Genomic DNA, 15,256 nt, shown 5'->3' on the forward strand with positions numbered 1-15,256 from the left:
ATGACCGCCTCCACCGTCTCCCCGTTCCGTGTGCGCAGCGCCGCCTGGCTGCTGCTTCCCGCCGTGCTTCTGGCCGGCTGCTCTCCGAAGCCCGCGGCCGAAGATCCGGTCCGGGCGGTCAAGTTCGTGACCGTGGGGACCAGCGAATTCGATGCCCAGCCCGAGTTCTCGGCCGAGGTGCGAGCCCGCGTCGAATCGCGCCTGGGCTTCCGCGTGGGAGGCAAGATCACGAAGCGCCAGGCCGAGCTCGGCCAGCACGTGCAGGCCGGCCAGATCCTGGCCCAGCTCGATCCGCAGGACTATCGCCTGGCCGCCGAAGCCGCACGCGCCCAGCAGGCCGCTGCGCTCACCAATCGCGACCTCGCTGCCGCCGACCTCAAGCGCTACACCGAACTGCGGGCCCAGAACTTCATCAGCGGCGCCGAGCTGGAGCGCCGCGAAACCACCTGGAAGGCCGCGCAGGCCCAGCTAGAACAGGCCCAGGCGCAGCTCGCATCGCAGGGCAACCAGGCCACCTACACGACGCTGGTGGCCGACGTGGCCGGCATCGTCACCGCCATCGAGGCCGAGCCGGGCCAGGTGGTGCAGGCCGGTACGCCGGTGGTGCGCATCGCCCAGGACGGCGCGCGCGACGTTGTGTTCGCAGTGCCCGAAGACCGCGCCACGCTGATCAAGACCGGCTCGCCCGTCACGGTGCGCGGCTGGTCCGGAGGCAATGAACTGCAGGGCCAGGTGCGCGAGGTGGCGGCCAGTGCCGACGCGGTCACGCGCACCTACTCGGTCAAGGTCGCGATCGACGCCGCCACCGCGCCGCCGCTCGGGGCCACGGTCTATGCGCGCCCGCAGGCGCTTGCGCACTCCAGCGCTCCCGTGATGAAGCTTCCGACGAGCGCCCTGCGCCAGGAAGGCAAGGGCACGGCCGTGTGGGTGCTCGACAAGTCGACCATGACCGTGCGCTCGCAGCCCGTGCAGGTAGCCACCGCCGACGGCAACGAAGCCGTGATCGCCGGCGGCATCTCGCCCGGCATGATGGTCGTGGCGGCCGGCGTGCACGTGCTGTCGCCGGGGCAGAAGGTCACCATCTACCAGTCCAGGGAGGCGGCCGCGGCCGCCGCCAATGCCGGTGCGAAGGAGTCGGCACAGCCCGTCACGGCTGTCGCTGCGACGAACAAGGAGATCGCATCGGGTGCCGCCAAATGAGCGGCGGCGCAGCGAACCCCACCGACAAGCCTTCCGGCTTCAATCTCTCCAAATGGGCGCTGGACCACGCGCCCCTCACGCGCTACCTGATGGTGGTGCTGATGGTGCTGGGCGCATTCGCGTACTTCCAGCTCGGGCAGGACGAGGACCCTCCCTTCACCTTCCGTGCGATGGTGGTTCGCACCTACTGGCCCGGCGCCACCGCGCAGCAGGTGGCCGAGCAGGTCACCGACAAGCTCGAACGCACGCTGCAGGAGGCTCCGTACGCCGACAAGATCCGCAGCTACTCGAAGCCTGGCGAGTCGCAGATCATCTTCAATATCAAGGATTCGTCGAAATCCACCGAGGTGGCCAACGTCTGGTACACGGTGCGCAAGAAGATCGGCGACATGCGAGCCACGCTCCCGGCAGGCGTGCAGGGGCCGTTCTTCAATGACGACTTCGGCGACGTCTATGGCGTGATCTACGCGCTGGAGAGCGAGGGCTTCAGCTATGCCGAGCTCAAGACGATGGCCGACGACGTGCGCCAGCAGCTGCTGCGCGTGAAGGACGTGGCCAAGGTCGACCAGTTCGGCGTGCAGGACGAGAAGATCTACATCGAGATCTCGCAGAAGCGCCTGGCCCAGTTGGGGCTCGACTTCAATGCGGTGCTTTCGCAGCTCGGCTCGCAGAACGCGGTGGAGAGCGCGGGCACGATCCAGTCGCCGGCGGACGTGGTGCAGGTGCGCGTCGCGGGGCAGTTCACCAGCGTGGACCAGCTGCGCGAGATGCCCATCCGCGGCAGCTCGGGCAACCAGCTCAAGCTCGGCGACATCGCCGACATCCATCGCGGCTACATCGATCCGCCTTCGGTCAAGGTGCACCACCAGGGCAAGGAAGTGATCGGCCTGGGCGTGTCGATGGCCAAAGGCGGCGACATCATCGCGCTGGGCAAGGCGCTGAAGGCCACGGCCGTGACCATCGGGCAGCGGCTGCCGGCCGGCGTGAAGCTGGCGCAGGTGCAGGACCAGCCGGTGGCGGTGGCCAGCTCGGTCAACGAGTTCGTGGGTGTGCTGATCGAGGCCGTGGCCATCGTGCTGGGCGTGAGCATCGTCTCGCTCGGCCTGCACAAGGGCGGACGCTTCGGCTGGTACATCGACATGCGCCCGGGGCTGGTGGTGGCGATCACCATTCCGCTGGTGCTGGCCGTGACCTTCCTGGCCATGAACTACTTCGGCATCGGGCTGCACAAGATATCGCTGGGCTCGCTCATCATCGCGCTGGGCCTGCTGGTGGACGACGCGATCATCGCGGTCGAGATGATGGTGCGGAAGATGGAAGAGGGCTACGACAAGGTCCGCGCCGCCACCTTCGCCTACGACGTGACGGCCAAGCCGATGCTCACGGGCACGCTCATCACGGCGGCGGGCTTCCTGCCGATCGGCATCGCCAAGTCGGTGACGGGCGAATACACCTTCGCGATCTTCGCGGTGACGGTGATCGCGCTGGTGCTGTCGTGGATCGTCTCGGTGTATTTCGTGCCCTACCTCGGCACGCTGCTGCTCAAGGTGAAGCCGCACGCGGCTGCGACGGAGTCGCCTGGCCAGTCGACTCCCGACGCGACGCCGCACGAGCTCTTCGACTCGCCGTTCTACAACGCCTTCCGCAAGACGGTGAACTGGTGCGTGCAGCACCGCTGGATGACCATCGGCGCCACGGTGCTGATCTTCGCGCTGGGCATCTTCGGCATGGGCAAGGTGCAGCAGCAGTTCTTCCCGGATTCGAGCCGGCCCGAGATCCTGGTCGACATCTGGTTCCCCGAAGGCACCTCGTTCGCCGCGAACGAGGAGGTGGCCAAGCGCGTCGAGAAACGCATCATGCAGGAGGCCGGCGTGAGCACCGTCAGCACCTGGATCGGCTCGGGCGTGCCGCGCTTCTACCTGCCGCTGGACCAGGTGTTCCCGCAGACCAACGTGTCGCAGCTCATCGTGCTGCCCACGGACCTGAAGGTGCGCGAGACCCTGCGCATCAGGCTGCCGCAGCTGCTGGCGCAGGAATTTCCCGAGGTGCGCGGCCGCGTCAAGCTGCTGCCCAACGGCCCGCCGGTGCCGTACCCGGTCCAGTTCCGCGTGATCGGCCCCGACCCGGCGCTGCTGCGCGGCCATGCCGACGAGGTGAAGGCCGTGCTGCGCGACAACGCCAACATGCGCGGCGTGAACGACAACTGGAACGAGTCTGTGAAGGTGATCCGCCTCGAGATCGACCAGGCCAAGGCGCGCGCCCTGGGCGTGACGAGCCAGGCCATCGCGCAGGCTTCCAAGACCATGTTCAGCGGCACGACGGTGGGCCAGTACCGCGAGAACGACCTGCTGATCGACATCGTGCTGCGCCAGGCGCCCGACGAGCGCCAGGCCATTTCCGACATCGGCAACGCCTACATCCCGACGGCCTCGGGCCGCTCGATTCCGCTCACGCAGATCGCCAAGCCGGTGTTCACCTGGGAGCCGGGCGTGATGTGGCGCGAGAACCGGGACTACGCCATCACCGTGCAGGGCGACGTGGTCGAGGGCCTGCAGGGCGCCACAGTGACCGCGCAGCTGCTGCCGAAGCTGCGCGAGCTCGAGGCCGGCTGGGTCGCGGCCGGGCAGGGCGCCTACCGCATCGAGGTGGCGGGTGCGGTGGAGGAAAGCAGCAAGGGCTCCGCCTCCATCGTGGCGGGCGTGCCGATCATGCTGTTCCTGGTGTTCACGCTGCTGATGCTGCAGCTGCACAGCTTCAGCCGCTCGCTGCTGGTGTTCATCACCGGTCCGATGGGTATCGCCGGCGTGGCAGGTGCGCTGCTGGTGCTGAACCGGCCCTTCGGCTTCGTCGCGCTGCTGGGCGTGATCGCGCTGATGGGAATGATCCAGCGCAACGCGGTGATCCTGATCGATCAGATCGAGCTCGACCGCGCGGCGGGCGTGCCGGCGTGGGATGCGATCGTCGAATCCGCGGTGCGCCGACTGCGGCCCATCGTGCTGACGGCCGCCGCGGCGGTGCTGGCGATGATCCCGCTGTCGCGCAGCGTGTTCTGGGGGCCGATGGCCGTCGCCATCATGGGCGGACTGATCGTGGCGACGGTGCTGACCCTGCTCGCGCTGCCTGCGATGTACGCCGCTGCATTCCGTGTGAAGCGTGAGCCGGAAACGCGGCCGATTAGCGTCTAAAATCGCTGGCTGACCGATTTCAAGCGGATGGTCTTTGGCCCACGGGAATCCGTGGTGCGAAAAGCCCGTCCGCTTTTGCATTCACCTGAAAAAAAGATTGGCATCGCGCGGGTGGCGAAATTGGTAGACGCACCAGGTTTAGGTCCTGACGTTCGCAAGAACGTGCCGGTTCGAGTCCGGCCCCGCGCACCAGCCCTGCACGTAGCCCGTTCTATCGAGCAGACTAAAAGCCCCGTTCCGAAAGGAGCGGGGCTTTTTCCTTCTGCCTCTTCGTTTTCTTCACCAGTCGTTGTCGCTGCTGCCGCTGTCGAAGCTGCCGCCGCTGCTGCTCGAGTCGTCCCAGGAGCTCGTGTCCTTGATGCCGAAGTCGTTGTCGACGAAGCGGTCGGGCTCCTGCGAGGTCGAGGGCGTGGACGACGAGGGCCAGAGGCTTCGGCCCATCTCGGTGTTGCCGCTGTCGGGCACGTGCGTCGTCGTGCCGCTGTCGTTCCTGTCGAACACGCCGTTGTCGCTGCGCCCGTGCATCCAGTGGCGCACGGCTTCTTCCGCCACCACCGCGCCGACGCCCACGGCCGCACCGGTGGCGAGGGCCGAGCCGAGGCCCATGCCGGGGCTTGCCGCAGGCGGGGGCGCAGGCGTCCAGTTGCCGGCGGGACCGTAGCTTCCGTAGCCCGTCGGCATGCCTTGCGCGCCGGGTGCGCCGGGCACGGGACCGTACGACGGCGAAGGCGCGGCCGCGGGCGGCGCCACCCGGCTGCGGAAGGCCAGGTAGCCCACGACCAGCAGGCCGACGAGGGCGATCGGCATCCACGGCACGGAGCCCGTCCTGCCTTCGCTTGTCACAGGTGCGGGAGCGGATTCGCTGACGCGCGAAGGCGTGTTCACGGATCGCGGCGCGGGCGAGTCGAGCTTGTTCGTGAGCCGTTCGACGGCTTCCGGCCTGGCGAAATCGAGGCCGGGTGAGAGCTTCTTCGCCTTCGCGAGCTCACCTCTCGCGTCCTGCAGCCTGCCTTCTGCCGCGAGCAGTTCGGCGTGGACGAAATGGGCCTTCGCGCTGTCGGGATGCTCCTTCAGCACCTTCGCGATCATGGCGTCGGCATCGGACATGCGCCCGCCGTTGGCCGCTTCGTAGATCTGCTGGATGGTGGGGTCTTTCGGCGCGGCCGCCTCGGTCCCGGCCTGCGCGAGCGAGGGCAGGCCCAGTGCCAGGGCAAGGGTAAAGGCGAGGGCGGCGAACATTCGCTGGAGCATGAGATTTTTCCTGTGCGTTCCTGTGCAGGAGGATGACACGGCCACTCTACGGGCCGAATATTGGACGAACCTGACCGCCGCCGGGCCCCGGCTCCAACCCCGTGAAAACCCGCTTTGCGGCCAGATTAGAATTGCAGGTTGCCCAGTTTTGCAGGCGGCACACGCGTGCCTCCGCTTAAATCCCGCCAGCGCGTGCAAGTCTTTGATCCGTATCGACAAAAGACACAGGCATCGCGCGGCAGCCCCTCACCAGGAAGACATCATGACCGTGACCGTTGAAACCCTCGAGAAGCTCGAACGCAAGATCACGCTGACCCTGCCGGTCGGCACCATCCAGTCCGAAGTCGATTCGCGCCTCAAGAAGCTCGCGCGCACCGTCAAGATGGACGGCTTCCGCCCCGGCAAGGTGCCGATGAACGTCGTGGCCCAGCGCTATGGCTACTCGGTGCACTACGAAGTCATGAACGACAAGGTCGGCGAGGCCTTCTCGCAGGCCGCCAACGAAGCCAAGCTGCGCGTCGCGGGCCAGCCCCGCATCACCGAGAAGGAAGGCGCGCCCGAAGGCGAACTGGCCTTCGACGCCGTCTTCGAAGTGTTCCCCGACGTCAAGATCAACGACCTGTCGGGCGCCGAAGTCGAGAAGCTGTCGGCCGAAGTCGGTGAAGACGCCATCGACAAGACCCTGGACATCCTGCGCAAGCAGCGCCGCACCTTCGCCCAGCGCGCCCAGGACGCCGTGGCCCAGGACGGCGATCGCGTGACCGTCGACTTCGAAGGCAAGATCGATGGCGAGCCCTTCCAGGGCGGCAAGGCCGAAGACTTCCAGTTCGTCGTCGGCGAAGGCCAGATGCTGAAGGAATTCGAGGACGCCGTGCGCGGCATGAAGTCGGGCGACAGCCGCACCTTCCCGCTGTCGTTCCCGGCCGACTACCACGGCAAGGACGTGGCCGGCAAGCAGGCCGACTTCCTCGTCACCGTGAAGAAGATCGAAGCCTCGCACCTGCCCGAAGTCAACGAGCAGCTCGCCAAGTCGCTCGGCATCGCCGAAGCCACCGTCGAAGGCCTGCGCGCCGACATCAAGCGCAACCTCGAGCGCGAGGTGAAGTTCCGCCTGCTGGCACGCAACAAGAACGCCGTGATGGACGCCCTGGTCGCCAACGCCGAGCTCGACCTGCCCAACGCCAGCGTGCAGGCGGAAGTCAACCGCATGATCGAAGGCGCCCGCGCCGAGCTGAAGCAGCGCGGCATCAAGGACGCCGACAAGGCTCCGATCCCCGACGAAGTGTTCCGCCCGCAAGCCGAGCGCCGCGTGCGCCTGGGCCTGGTGGTCGCCGAGCTGGTGCGTGCCAACAACCTGCAGGCCAAGCCCGAGCAGATCAAGGCCCACATCGACGAGCTCGCGGCCAGCTACGAGAAGCCCGCCGACGTGGTGCGCTGGTACTTCAGCGACAACAACCGCCTGGCGGAAGTCGAAGCCGTGGTCATCGAGAACAACGTGACCGATTTCGTGCTGGGCAAGGCCAAGGTCAACGAAAAGTCGGTCTCGTTCGACGAGCTGATGGCTCAGCAGCAGGGCTGATCTCCGTCTTCGCCCGCTACGCCGATGGGGCTTGTGCTTTGCGGCACGAGCCCCATTTCACTCAAGGCGTACATTCCAGAAACAGCGAACGATCCCTTTTCCCGGAGAGCAAATTCATGAGCGCACAGGATATCCAGGCCCTCGGCATGATCCCGATGGTCATCGAGCAATCGGGCCGCGGCGAGCGGTCGTATGACATCTACTCGCGCCTCCTCAAGGAGCGCATCGTCTTCCTGGTGGGCGAGGTCAACGACCAGACCGCCAACCTCGTGGTGGCCCAACTGCTGTTCCTCGAGAGCGAGAACCCGGACAAGGACATTTCCTTCTACATCAACTCCCCGGGCGGCAGCGTGAGCGCCGGCATGGCCATCTACGACACCATGCAGTTCATCAAGCCCGACGTTTCGACCATGTGCCTGGGCTTCGCGGCCAGCATGGGCGCCTTCCTGCTGGCTGCCGGCGAGAAGGGCAAGCGCTTCTCGCTGCCCAACTCGAAGATCATGATCCACCAGGTGCTCGGCGGCGCACGCGGCCAGGCCACGGACATCGAGATCCACGCACGGGACATCCTGCGTACAAAGGACCAGATGAACCGTATCCTGGCCGAGCGCACCGGCCAGCCGCTGGAAAAGGTCAAGGCCGACACGGAGCGCGACTATTTCCTCACGGCTGACGAGGCCAAGGAGTACGGCCTGGTGGACCAGGTCGTCACCAAGCGCGGTTAAACGCCGGCGCCGAGGGCGCCAAATGGCAAAAGACGGCGTTTTCCACACGGGGAACGCCGTTTTTGTTTAGTTATCATTGTCCCTACCCTGTAACGAGGCAAATGTCCATGGCCGATAAAAAAGGCTCCTCCAGCGAAAAAACGCTTTATTGCTCGTTCTGCGGCAAGAGCCAGCACGAGGTCAAGAAGCTGATCGCGGGCCCTTCGGTCTTCATCTGCGACGAGTGCATCGACCTTTGCAACGAGATCATCCGCGACGAGCTTCCGGCGGGTGAGGAAGCGCGCGAAGCGCGCAGCGACCTGCCGACGCCGCTGGAGATCAAGGCCAACCTCGACAACTACGTGATCGGCCAGGAGCCGGCGAAGCGCATGCTGTCGGTGGCCGTCTACAACCACTACAAGCGCCTGCGCCACAAGGAAAAGGCCAAGGGCGACGACGTGGAGCTCAGCAAGAGCAACATCCTGCTGATCGGTCCCACCGGCTCGGGCAAGACGCTGCTGGCGCAGACCCTGGCGCGCATGCTCGACGTGCCCTTCGTGATGGCCGACGCCACCACGCTGACCGAAGCCGGCTACGTCGGCGAGGACGTCGAGAACATCATCCAGAAGCTGCTGCAGAGCTGCAACTACGAAGTCGAGCGCGCCCAGCGCGGCATCGTCTACATCGACGAGATCGACAAGATCTCGCGCAAGTCCGACAACCCCTCCATCACGCGCGACGTGTCGGGCGAGGGCGTGCAGCAGGCCCTGCTGAAGCTCATCGAAGGCACCATGGCCAGCGTGCCGCCCCAGGGCGGGCGCAAGCACCCGAACCAGGACTTCCTGCAGATCGACACGACCAACATCCTGTTCATCTGCGGCGGCGCGTTCGCGGGCCTGGAGAAGGTCATCGAAAACCGCACCGAGGCCTCGGGCATCGGGTTCGGGGCAGCGGTCAAGAGCAAGCAGCAGCGCAGCCTCACGGAAGTGTTCCGCGAGGTCGAGCCAGAGGACCTGATCAAGTTCGGCCTGATTCCCGAACTGGTGGGCCGCATGCCCGTGGTCGCCTCGCTCGCCGAGCTCTCCGAGGACGCGCTGGTGCAGATCCTCACCGAGCCCAAGAACGCGGTGGTCAAGCAGTTCACCAAGCTGCTGCAGATGGAGGGCGTGGACCTCGAGATCCGTCCGGCGGCGCTCAAGGCGATCGCCCGCAAGGCGCTGGCCCGCAAGACCGGTGCACGCGGTCTGCGTTCGATCCTTGAACAGTCGCTGATCGACACCATGTTCGAGTTGCCGAACGCGACCAATGTCGACAAGGTGGTGGTCGAGGAATCGACCATCGACGAAAACAAGCCCCCGCTGCTCGTGTACCGCGAAGCGGCGAAAAAGGCTTAAAGCCTAAGACGCGAAGGATTTGCATGTCTGGCCACACCCCCTTGCCTCCCGAAGCCCTCGACCTGCCGCTGCTGCCGCTGCGCGACGTCGTGGTGTTTCCCCACATGGTGATCCCGCTGTTCGTGGGACGCCCCAAGAGCATCAAGGCGCTCGAGCTGGCCATGGAGGCGGAGCGCCGCATCATGCTCGTGGCCCAGAAGGCCGCGGCCAAGGACGAGCCCTCCGTCGAGGACATGTTCGAGGTCGGCTGCGTCTCGACCATCCTGCAGATGCTCAAGCTGCCCGACGGCACCGTGAAGGTGCTCGTCGAGGGCCAGCAGCGCGCCCGCGTCAACCGCATCGATGACGGCGAGACCCATTTCTCCGCCAACGTGACGCCCGTCGAGGCGCCCGAAGGTGGCGAGAAGGGCACCGAGGTCGAGGCGCTGCGCCGCGCGGTGATGCAGCAGTTCGACCAGTACGTCAAGCTGAACAAGAAGATTCCGCCCGAGATCCTCACCTCGATCTCGAGCATCGACGATCCGGGCCGCCTTGCGGACACCATCGCCGCGCACCTGCCCCTCAAGCTCGACAACAAGCAGGCCGTGCTCGACCTCGACGACGTCAAGGAGCGCCTGGAAAACCTGTTCGGGCAGCTCGAGCGCGAGGTCGACATCCTCAACGTCGACAAGAAGATCCGCGGGCGCGTGAAGCGCCAGATGGAGAAGAACCAGCGCGACTTCTATCTCAACGAGCAGGTCAAGGCCATCCAGAAGGAGCTCGGCGAAGGCGAAGAGGGCGCGGACATCGAGGAGATCGAGAAGAAGATCAAGCTCGCGAAGATGTCCAAGGAAGGCCTGAAGAAGGCCGAGGGCGAGCTCAAGAAGCTCAAGCTCATGTCACCCATGTCGGCCGAGGCCACCGTGGTGCGCAACTACATCGACGTGCTGGTCGGCCTGCCCTGGAGTAAGAAGACCAAGATCAAGCACGACCTCGCCAATGCCGAGGCGGTGCTCAATGCCGACCACTACGGCCTCGAGAAGGTCAAGGACCGCATCCTCGAGTACCTCGCGGTGCAGCAGCGCGTGGACAAGGTGAAGGCGCCGATCCTGTGCCTCGTTGGACCTCCGGGCGTGGGCAAGACCTCGCTGGGTCAGTCGATCGCCAAGGCGACCGGCCGCAAGTACACCCGCATGGCGCTGGGCGGCATGCGCGACGAAGCCGAGATCCGCGGCCACCGCCGCACCTACATCGGCGCGCTGCCGGGCAAGGTGCTGCAGGGCCTGAGCAAGATCGGCACGCGCAATCCGCTGTTCCTGCTCGACGAGATCGACAAGCTGGGCACCGACTTCCGCGGCGACCCGTCGAGCGCGTTGCTCGAGGTTCTCGATCCCGAGCAGAACCACACCTTCGGCGACCACTACGTGGAAGTCGACTTCGACCTGAGCGACGTGATGTTCGTCGCCACCTCGAACTCGATGAACATCCCGCCGGCGCTGCTGGACCGCATGGAAGTCATCCGCCTCTCGGGCTACACCGAGGACGAGAAGACCAACATCGCGATCAAGTACCTGCTGCCCAAGCAGATGAAGAACAACGGCGTGAAGGACGACGAGCTCGCGGTCACCGAAGAAGCGGTGCGCGACATCGTGCGCTACTACACGCGTGAGGCCGGCGTCCGCTCGCTCGAGCGCGAGCTGTCGAAGATCTGCCGCAAGGTGGTGAAGGGCCTGCTGCTCAAGCAGCTCACGCCGAAGGTCACCGTCACCGGCGAGAACCTCAACGACTTCCTCGGCGTGCGCAAGTACACCTTCGGGCTGGCCGAGAAGCAGAACCAGGTCGGCCAGGTGGTCGGCCTTGCGTGGACCGAAGTCGGCGGCGACCTGCTGACGATCGAGGCGGTCACCATGCCCGGCAAGGGCGTGATCAGCCGCACCGGTTCGCTCGGCGACGTGATGAAGGAGTCGGTCGAGGCCGCGCGCACCGTGGTGCGCAGCCGCTCGCGCCGCCTGGGCATCAAGGACGAAGTCTTCGAGAAGCGCGACATCCACATCCACGTGCCCGATGGCGCGACGCCAAAGGATGGCCCGAGTGCGGGCGCCGCGATGACTACGGCCTTCGTGTCGGCGCTCACGGGCATCCCGGTGCGCAGCGATGTCGCGATGACGGGCGAGATCACGCTGCGAGGCGAGGTCACGGCCATCGGCGGCCTGAAGGAAAAGCTGCTGGCGGCGCTGCGTGGTGGCATCAAGACCGTGCTGATCCCGGAAGAGAACGCCAAGGACCTGCAGGACATTCCCGAGAACGTGAAGAACGGCCTCGAGATCGTGCCGGTGAAGTGGATCGACAAGGTGCTCGAGATCGCCCTCGAGAAGATGCCCGAGCCGCTGTCCGACGAAGAGGTGGCTGCATCCGCTGCTGCGATGGCCGAGCTGGCCAAGCAGCGTACGCCGGCACCGGCTTCGGAAGGCTCGGTCAAGCACTGATCGAAGCGTCGCAAAAGTTGCGGGACCTTGAAAAATTGGTATATACTTCAAGGCTCGAAACGCGGGAATAGCTCAGTTGGTAGAGCGCAACCTTGCCAAGGTTGAGGTCGAGAGTTCGAGACTCTTTTCCCGCTCCAGTTTTGAAAAAGGGAAGCTCCAGCTTCCCTTTTTTTCGCTAGGTCGATTTCGTATTTCAGCGTGGCGCGATAGCAAAGCGGTTATGCAACGGATTGCAAATCCGTCTAGTCCGGTTCGACTCCGGATCGCGCCTCCACTCTCCTCTCGGTTCAAACTGATTCGACCCCGAACACCAAGCCCCGCCAACCGACGTTGCCGGGGCTTGTTTTATTTGGGTTATCGTCGATGTCCAACCTGATGCCCGGATGGTGAAATTGGTAGACACATCGGACTTAAAATCCGCCGCTTCCTTAATCGGGGCATACGGGTTCGACCCCCGTTCCGGGTACCACACTTAAAAGGGAGCATTAGATGCCTCGCTACAACGCTCCATTTGAAATCCATGTGCACGGCGACGTGCCGCTGCGTTCGGACGTGACCTTCGATCAGATCCAGGAAGCGCTCAAGCCGCTGTGGAAGTACGCCGGCGCCAAGTCGCTGGCGGATGGCGCGACCAGTTCCTACGAGGAAGAGCCCGGCATCCGCTACGAGCAGAAGGACCACATGCTCCAGATGTGCTGGACCGTGGCCGGCGACGAAGACTTCCGCCAGGCGCTCGACGAGATGTGCATGGGCCTCAACGAGCTTTCCGAGCGCGGTGCGGCCATCGAGGTCACCTTCTACGACACCGACTTCGACGAGGAAGAGGGCGACCCCGAGGAAGAATCACGCGACGACTTCCTGATGTTGTTCGTCGGCCCGAATCCGGCCGCGATCATGCAGGTGCAGCGCGACCTCCTGGTGGAAGACGTGGTCAATCTCATGGAGCGTCATTTCGACGGCTCCGAGCTGGGCGGCGTGGTCGCCGAGATCGACCGCCTGTTCAGCGACCGTTTCGACGCGCTCGTGAACTCGCTCGAAATCGGCAAACGCCCGCGCGGTACGGGCGGGCCGGGCAGCGGCGGTGGTCACGGCGGCGGTCGTCGTCCGCGCCATCTGCACTGAGCAGAGTCCCCCGCCTGCCCGGGCGGGACTCCGCAACTCCGCAACTCCGTGCATGGCGCGGCCTGCAGGCCGCGCAGCGCGCTTTCTCCTGACCGCCGGCGATCAGGGCAGCTTGTCGCCGAACAGGCTGTCGTTGGTCAGCGGCCACCCGACTTCCGGTGCGTAGCGCACCGTCCAGTTCGCCGGGTTCTTCACGCGCGCCGCGAAGGCTGCCAGGTCCGAGCGATCGAGTGAACCCGTGTAGATCGCGTTGGTCTGGTTGGCGGGGCTCACCGTGAAGCTGAAGGCGGTGCCTGCGGTCGTGACGGCGTCGGGAATGGTGCCTGCGGTGCCGCCCAGCGTGATCGTCGCGAGGTAGTCGCCGACGGCGGTGATCTGTCCCGCTACGCCGTCGCCCAGTCCGGCGATGGTGCCGCCCGCGATGGCATAGACGGTTTCCGACTTGCCGATGCCGCCCGGCGAACCGAGCGTGAAGCCCTTGTCCGCGATCGGATTGCCCGTCACGTCGGTCTGGATCGTCAAGATGGTGCCTGCCGGCAGGTTGCGGTCGGCGGTCCAGAAGAAGGCGGTCTCGTTGGTGATGCCGGAGAACTCGTTGGTGCCCGACTTGCGGTCGCGGTCGGTGAAGAGCACCTTCGTGCCGCCGTTGACCGCCTTCAGCAGCACGAAGGCGTAGGCGTCGGGCGCCTCGGCGTTGGCCGCCATGAAGAGCAGGTCGCCGGTGGCGAGCGTGGTGGCGCCGGCGGTGGTGGTGAAGCTCAGCGTCGTCGCGTCGCCGATCCCGGGGAAGGCGTTGCCTGCGGGATCGGTGATGGCGTTGCCGTCGATCGTGACGTAGTAACCGCTGCTTGCCGACAGCAGTGCGGTCGGCACCAGCTTCAGCTTGTTGAAGGCCACCTGCAGGCGTGCGGCGGGGCTGTTGGCGTTGAAGGTCTCGACCACGCTGCCATCGGCCTTGTGCAGCACGATGCTGCCCGAGCCCAGGCGCACGGCTTCGTTGAACGTCAGCGTGAGCGATGCATCGAGGTTCACGCCGACGAGGCCCGCCAGTGATGCCTTCTTCAGCTTCGGCGCTGTGGTGTCGACCAGGGGCGTACCCAGGCGGACCACGAGGCCGTCGAATTTCTGGTCGGCGGGCGGCAGGTCCTTCGAGGCGATCTTGCCGTCCCACTTGGTATCTCCGTTGTCCAGCAGCAGCTGGACCACCGTGCCGGCCTTCACGGGGCCCGGCACCTCCACGACGGACTCGAAGCTACCGCCGGTTTTCTTCGACAGGGAATCGAGGTCGTTCGACAGCTCGACCGGTGCGCTGCCAGGGTTGCCGTTCCACGCGAACAGCGCGAAGTTGCGGTCCACGTCCGGGCTCGCCGGGCCTGCCGGGCCGGCGACGATCAGGTAGTTGCCATCGGTGCCCTTGTCGATCGAGCGGATGCCGCGGCCGCCCAGTTCGAGCTCGATGGGCGTACCGAAGGCGGCCTGGGTGGCGGTGCCGGCGACCAGCGCCGCGTAGTTCTGCAGCGGCACGATCAGCGCCTTGGAGCGTACGGCGGCGCCCGTCTGCGGCGCGCGAAAGCCCAGCCATAGTGCGGTGTCGCCCGGCGAACTGGTCATGCCCTCGATGGAGAAGCCGTCGACCCGCTCAGGCGCGATGCCGGCCCCTGCCGATACGGCAAAGCCGAAGTGGTTGGCGCCGAGGCCGTGCGCATTGCCGGAATCCCACGCGATGAGCTGCGCTTCGAGCAGCGCGAACTGGCCGACATAGTCGAACGCGGTGGCCGCGCCGGTGCCGCTGACCTTGACGGCGAACAGGTGCGAGCGGTCGGAGACGGCGTCCGCGCCGTCCTTCTTGTTGCTGTTGGAGCCGGTGAGGTACAGCGTGTCGCCGATGCGCGTCCCGGCCTCGAGGTCGAGTTCCTTGGTGAGCTTGGGGCCGTCGAGCTTGTAGCTCCATTCCTTCACCGCCGCGCCGCCGGCGCGCGGGTAGACGCGCAGCACGTTGGCTTCATCGTCCGCGACGATCATGAAGTTGTCGGGCAGCGCGATGGCGGTCGATGCGTCGGACGAGCCTTCGGTGGTGCCCGCATTGGGCGTGAACCGCGCCTCGGAGACGAACTGGCCGGGCTCGGAGGGCGTGGCCGGCGGCTGCGCGGGTTGCTGTGCGGGAGGCTGGGCAGCGGGCGGCGCCGAGCTGACTGGCGGAAAGATCCCGCCGAGCCCTGAGTCTCCACCGCCGCCTCCGCAGGCGCCAAGGGCCAGCGCGAGGGCGCCGGCGAGGATCAGGGGCTTGAAGGGAATGCGAAGCTGGGGGAGGGAGTTCATTGTGCGCGGCAATACTTTTTGACAAACCGCGCATGCT

9 protein-coding genes and 4 tRNA genes are annotated in these 15,256 nt (G+C 65.8%); 11 read left to right on the forward strand and 2 right to left on the reverse strand.

The window, feature by feature from the left end; all coding sequences use genetic code 11:
* The 3 genes from G369_RS0102110 to G369_RS0102120 all read left to right on the forward strand — a co-directional run bounded on the left by G369_RS0102110 (position 1) and on the right by G369_RS0102120 (position 4,577).
* Entirely contained in the window at positions 1 to 1,200 is a 1,200-nt protein-coding gene (locus G369_RS0102110; protein WP_019652325.1) for an efflux RND transporter periplasmic adaptor subunit, read from the forward strand.
* Entirely contained in the window at positions 1,197 to 4,385 is a 3,189-nt protein-coding gene (locus G369_RS0102115; protein WP_019652326.1) for an efflux RND transporter permease subunit, read from the forward strand. Before G369_RS0102110 ends, G369_RS0102115 begins: the two co-directional genes overlap by 4 nt.
* Positions 4,386 to 4,490: 105 nt before the next feature.
* Positions 4,491 to 4,577, forward strand: a tRNA-Leu gene (locus G369_RS0102120).
* A gap of 87 nt (positions 4,578 to 4,664) precedes the next feature.
* Here G369_RS0102120 and G369_RS0102125 read toward each other — a convergent pair.
* A complete protein-coding gene (locus G369_RS0102125) occupies positions 4,665 to 5,636 on the reverse strand; it encodes a tetratricopeptide repeat protein (protein ID WP_157773626.1) in 972 nt (323 codons plus the stop codon).
* Positions 5,637 to 5,898: 262 nt separating this feature from the next.
* On the opposite strand from G369_RS0102125, the gene tig reads away from it, so the two are divergent.
* From tig to G369_RS0102165, 8 genes are all read left to right on the forward strand, one after another.
* On the forward strand, positions 5,899 to 7,215 hold the full coding sequence (gene tig, locus G369_RS0102130) for a trigger factor (protein ID WP_019652327.1): 1,317 nt from the start codon (positions 5,899 to 5,901) through the stop codon (positions 7,213 to 7,215).
* 116 nt (positions 7,216 to 7,331) lie between these two features.
* Positions 7,332 to 7,940, forward strand: a complete 609-nt coding sequence (gene clpP, locus G369_RS0102135; protein WP_019652328.1) for an ATP-dependent Clp endopeptidase proteolytic subunit ClpP — start codon at positions 7,332 to 7,334, stop codon at positions 7,938 to 7,940.
* A 107-nt stretch (positions 7,941 to 8,047) separates the two neighbouring features.
* A complete protein-coding gene (gene clpX / locus G369_RS0102140) occupies positions 8,048 to 9,313 on the forward strand; it encodes an ATP-dependent Clp protease ATP-binding subunit ClpX (protein ID WP_026346146.1) in 1,266 nt (421 codons plus the stop codon).
* Positions 9,314 to 9,336: 23 nt separating this feature from the next.
* A complete protein-coding gene (gene lon / locus G369_RS0102145; protein ID WP_019652330.1) occupies positions 9,337 to 11,778 on the forward strand; it encodes an endopeptidase La in 2,442 nt (813 codons plus the stop codon).
* A gap of 61 nt (positions 11,779 to 11,839) precedes the next feature.
* Positions 11,840 to 11,915, forward strand: a tRNA-Gly gene (locus G369_RS0102150).
* Positions 11,916 to 11,978: 63 nt separating this feature from the next.
* A tRNA-Cys gene (locus G369_RS0102155) sits at positions 11,979 to 12,052 on the forward strand.
* A 103-nt stretch (positions 12,053 to 12,155) separates the two neighbouring features.
* Positions 12,156 to 12,247, forward strand: a tRNA-Leu gene (locus tag G369_RS0102160).
* Positions 12,248 to 12,267: 20 nt separating this feature from the next.
* Entirely contained in the window at positions 12,268 to 12,900 is a 633-nt protein-coding gene (locus tag G369_RS0102165) for a DUF6806 family protein (protein ID WP_019652331.1), read from the forward strand.
* Between the two features lie 102 nt (positions 12,901 to 13,002).
* Here G369_RS0102165 and G369_RS0102170 read toward each other — a convergent pair whose 3' ends face one another.
* Positions 13,003 to 15,219 (reverse strand): Ig-like domain-containing domain, encoded by a 2,217-nt coding sequence (locus G369_RS0102170; protein ID WP_019652332.1) that lies wholly within the window; start codon positions 15,217 to 15,219, stop codon positions 13,003 to 13,005.
* Positions 15,220 to 15,256 lie beyond the last annotated feature (37 nt).

This window comes from Variovorax atrisoli 110B (assembly GCF_000382045.1).
Classification (GTDB): Bacteria; Pseudomonadota; Gammaproteobacteria; order Burkholderiales; family Burkholderiaceae_C; genus Variovorax; species Variovorax atrisoli.

Excerpts from the sequence above, each read along its gene's own strand:
- G369_RS0102125 (WP_157773626.1), bottom strand. The coding sequence starts at position 5,636 with ATGCTCCAGCGAATGTTCGCCGCCCTCGCCTTTACCCTTGCCCTGGCA.
- G369_RS0102170 (WP_019652332.1), bottom strand. The coding sequence starts at position 15,219 with ATGAACTCCCTCCCCCAGCTTCGCATTCCCTTCAAGCCCCTGATCCTC.
- clpX (WP_026346146.1), top strand. The coding sequence starts at position 8,048 with ATGGCCGATAAAAAAGGCTCCTCCAGCGAAAAAACGCTTTATTGCTCG.
- G369_RS0102165 (WP_019652331.1), top strand. The coding sequence starts at position 12,268 with ATGCCTCGCTACAACGCTCCATTTGAAATCCATGTGCACGGCGACGTG.
- lon (WP_019652330.1), top strand. The coding sequence starts at position 9,337 with ATGTCTGGCCACACCCCCTTGCCTCCCGAAGCCCTCGACCTGCCGCTG.
- G369_RS0102115 (WP_019652326.1), top strand. The coding sequence starts at position 1,197 with ATGAGCGGCGGCGCAGCGAACCCCACCGACAAGCCTTCCGGCTTCAAT.
- clpP (WP_019652328.1), top strand. The coding sequence starts at position 7,332 with ATGAGCGCACAGGATATCCAGGCCCTCGGCATGATCCCGATGGTCATC.
- tig (WP_019652327.1), top strand. The coding sequence starts at position 5,899 with ATGACCGTGACCGTTGAAACCCTCGAGAAGCTCGAACGCAAGATCACG.
- G369_RS0102110 (WP_019652325.1), top strand. The coding sequence starts at position 1 with ATGACCGCCTCCACCGTCTCCCCGTTCCGTGTGCGCAGCGCCGCCTGG.